The following is a 1,623-nucleotide window of genomic DNA, read 5'->3' on the forward strand; positions in this document are numbered from 1 at the left end:
AGCAATGCTCAGGACTTGTGGATCAGCTCCTCTGGAGGGCGCGCGAAGGGCGTACCTTCCCGAGTGAGTGATCGTGAAGTCACCGAGTAGGCCCGCGCTGCGAACGCGGGTCGGGAAGGCACGCCCGTGCTCAGCGTAGTCAACGAAGACGGCACCACCGAGGCTGGTTCCCTGATCGACGAGATTGTCCGGGAGGGCGCCCGGCGGATGCTGGCCGCCGCGTTGGAGGCGGAGGTGGACCAGTACATATCCGAGCTCGCCGGTCAGCGTGACGAGGCCGGTCGCCGGCTGGTGGTGCGCAACGGCCGCCACCGGCCGCGGACGGTGACCACCGCCGCCGGGCCCATCGAGGTGGCCGCCCCGCGTGTGAACGACAAGCGGGTCGACGAGACGACGGGTGAACGTCAGCGGTTCTCCTCGAAGATCCTCGCGCCGTGGTGCCGGAAGTCCCCGAAGATCAGCGAGGTGCTGCCACTGCTCTACCTCCACGGCCTGTCATCGGGCGACTTCGTGCCCGCGATGGAACAGTTCCTGGGCTCCTCGGCCGGCCTGTCGCCGGCCACGGTGACCCGACTGACGCAGCAGTGGACCGCCGACCATGCCGCCTTCCAGCGCCGTGACCTGGCCGGATCGGACTACGTCTACGTCTGGGCCGACGGTGTCCATCCCAAGATCCGCTTGTCCCAGACGCACTCCTGCCTCCTGGTCCTGATGGGCGTCCGCGTCGACGGCACCAAGGAACTCATCGCGATCACCGAGGGTCTGCGCGAGTCCACCGAGTCCTGGGCGGACCTGCTGCGCGACTGTCGGCGGCGCGGGATGCGCGACCCGATGCTCGTGGTCGGCGACGGCGCGATGGGCCTGTGGAGGGCGCTGGCGGAGGTGTTTCCGCAGGCCAGGCACCAGAGGTGTTGGGTTCACAAGACAAGGAACGTCTCGAACGCGCTGCCGAAGTCCGCGCAGCCTGGCGCGAAGAAGGCTCTGCAGGAGATCTGCAACGCCGAGGACCGCGCGCACGCCGAGAAGGCGGTCACCGCGTTCGAGGAGGCGTACGGCGCGAAATGGCCCAAGGCGGTGAAGAAGATCACCGGCGAGGTCGACGAGCTGCTGGCGTTCTACGACTTCCCCGCCGAACACTGGATCCATCTGAGGACCACGAACCCGATCGAGTCGACCTTCTCCACCGTGAAGCTCCGGACCAAGGTCACCCGCGGCGCCGGCAGCCCGGCCGCGGCCCTCGCGATGGTCTTCAAACTCGTTGAGTCCGCCCAGGCCCGCTGGCGAGCGGTCACCGCACCCCACCTCGTCGCCCTCGTCCGAGCCGGCGCCCGCTTCGAGAACGGCCTCCTCGTCGAACAGGACGAGACCTTCGCCGCTTGATCCACCTCAACTGATCCACAAGTCTTGACAATTACTCCGAGGACACGTAGATGGGGCGGTTGGCCACCGCACCGTCCCTGATCTTCACGTTCACGCAGTCCACGAACAGGACCGGATAGACCGGGTCGAGCGGGCGCGTGCGCCAGTCGGCCATGGCGTTCAGGGCCTTGTCGGTGATGGTGGAGACCGTCTCCTTGGACGTCTCCATGCCGTAGGTCTCGGCGAGATGCGCGACGATCTCCC

General features: G+C 67.5%; 1 protein-coding gene and 1 pseudogene. One reads left to right on the forward strand and one right to left on the reverse strand.

All coding sequences use genetic code 11. From position 1 onward, the window contains the following. Nucleotides 1-126: 126 nt before the first annotated feature. Nucleotides 127-1,380, forward strand: a complete 1,254-nt coding sequence (locus AC3ET4_RS30700; protein WP_431955226.1) for an IS256 family transposase — start codon at nucleotides 127-129, stop codon at nucleotides 1,378-1,380. 40 nt (nucleotides 1,381-1,420) lie between these two features. On the opposite strand, the pseudogene AC3ET4_RS30705 reads toward AC3ET4_RS30700, so the two are convergent. Then, nucleotides 1,421-1,623 (reverse strand): annotated as a pseudogene (locus AC3ET4_RS30705) (transposase); the annotation flags it as partial.

The sequence above is a fragment of the Actinacidiphila sp. bgisy167 genome (genome assembly GCF_057707665.1).